At 32.0% G+C, this 2210-nt stretch carries 1 protein-coding gene; it reads left to right on the top strand.

Annotated features, from left to right (window positions below; translation table 11 throughout):
- Positions 1-708: 708 nt before the first annotated feature.
- Complete coding sequence (gene ltrA / locus PF569_01545; GenBank protein ID MDA3854913.1) at positions 709-2049, top strand: group II intron reverse transcriptase/maturase; 1341 nt, start codon at positions 709-711, stop codon at positions 2047-2049.
- Positions 2050-2210 lie beyond the last annotated feature (161 nt).

Here is a 2210-nt window from a genome sequence, read left to right as displayed (position 1 = left end):
CTTATATTAAGTTTTAATTCATTAAAAGAAATAAATAGTGCTAATCACTCATTTTTGATTATTGATATCTAAAACAGAAAATATTGTCACACTTCACTCAAAATTATTATATTTGAATTATATGATTGTTTTCAAAACTTACTTAACATGAATATACTGATATTGATTGATAGCAATGACAACTTGTGTTACAATAAGATTGACAAAAAAAACTAAAGGTGAATATAATGAGTGTGCCAAGCAAAGCTAATATAAACAAGCTGGACAATCCAGCCAAACTAAAGCCTAACCAGCAGGTTTGTACGGAACTAAGCATATAGTGAGGTAACAAACTATGTGAAGCCTTAGGAAAGGAGTAAGTCAGCCATAACGCAAGTGAAGGTATTGAGCCTCGTTATTCTCCTTAAAATACAATGGGTCAGGGTTTTCATATGCCTGAAACCATCATCAATATATCCGAAATGGTAATGGATATATTGACATTGTCGGGGTCTGAGTCCATAGCGGGCTTACAAACTGTTTGTATTGGAACTTGGGAGAACCAAAGCATTCCATTAAAGCTGATAAGGAGCTGAAGAAGCGAACAAGTCGGTATGATGTTTTGGTAGTCGGACTGATTCATAGTAGAGGAGTAAGTAGGGTAATGCCTGCTGAGTTTTTTTTTAGGACACTCGAAGGGGTCAGCAGTTTAATGTATTGGAGTTATATATGTGTACTCAAGACACAGAACTTGGAAATAGTAGATATAAATTGCTCCAAATAAGCTGGTATGCAGAAAGGGATAAAAGTGTTAAGTTTACAAGCCTAGCACATTTATTAGATGAAGAGTTTCTTTCTGATTGCTATTTTAGCCTTAACAGGAATAAGGCAATAGGGATTGATAATATAAGTTGGGAGGAATACGGTAAGGATTTGGATAATAACTTGGCAAACCTTGTGATTAAGCTTAAGCAGAAAAAGTTTAAACCACAGCCAGCTAAAAGGGTTTATATACCAAAAGGAAGAGGTAAAACACGACCTTTGGGAATATCAAGTATTGAAAATAAAATTGTGGAACGAGGAATAACTGAGATATTAACAGCTATTTATGAGCAAGATTTTATAGATAACTCTTATGGGTTTAGACCTCATAAAAACACTCATCAAGCACTGAGAAAGGTAAATGATAGTTTGAGTTTTAAATCTATAAACCACATTGTAGAAGCAGATATCAAGGGTTTCTTTGATAATGTATCTCATGATTTATTGCTTAACTTTCTTAAAGTAAGGATTAGTGATAGTTCCCTTTTATTTTTAATCAATAGGTTTCTAAAAGCAGGATATGTTGAAGATAATTTACTTGTTATGAGCGATAAAGGAACACCACAAGGAAGTATTTTAAGTCCAATATTAGCCAATATATTTCTTCATTATGTATTAGATGAATGGTTTGAAAATGTAGTTAAATTTCATACTAAAGGATATTGTGAATTAGTTAGATATGCAGATGACTTTGTATGCCTTGTTAGTCTTAAAAGTGATGCTAAAAGAATAGAAAAAGCATTTAAAGGCAGATTTAATAAATATGAACTTGAATTACATCCAGAAAAGAGTAGTAACTTCAGTTTTGGCAGATATGAACAAGAAAATGCTAAAAATCAGAAGAGAAAAACAAATACTTTTACTTTTCTTGGTTTTACTCACTATTGTGATGTAACAAAAAGGGGATATTTTAAAGTTGGTCGTAAAACTAGCAGGAAAAAGTTTGCTTCAAAATGTGTTGATATGAATACTTGGCTCAAGAGTGTAAGAAATCTTGTTAAAACAAGAGATTGGTGGAAAGTATTAGACTCTAAGCTCAGAGGACATTATCAATATTATGGAGTGAGTGAAAACTATAAAGGATTAGTAAGATTTTATAATAACACAATCAAATTAGTTTACAAATGGTTAAATAGACAAAGCCAAAAGAAAAGAATGAACTGGATTGAATATAATAGTTATTTAAAACACTATCCTTTAAGTAAACCTAGAATAGTACACAACTTTTATTTGTCTAATGCTAGGTGAATTAGACTGAAGAGCCGTATGTGGGAAATCCACAAGTACGGTTCTGTGAGGGGCATTGAACTCTCATGAAATTTTTAAGAACGAATTTTATAGGAGGTATAATATGCCTACTCGAAAAAAAACAAGTATAATATTAATCTGCTTTGGCTTATTAGTAGCAC

The sequence above is a fragment of the Candidatus Woesearchaeota archaeon genome (assembly GCA_027858315.1).
GTDB lineage: Archaea > Nanobdellota > Nanobdellia > Woesearchaeales > UBA583 > UBA583.
This window is presented reverse-complemented; position numbering and strand designations above follow the sequence as displayed.

What these genes read in the sequence shown, in the direction of transcription:
- ltrA (MDA3854913.1), top strand. Translation starts at nt 709, where the DNA reads ATGTGTACTCAAGACACAGAACTTGGAAATAGTAGATATAAATTGCTC.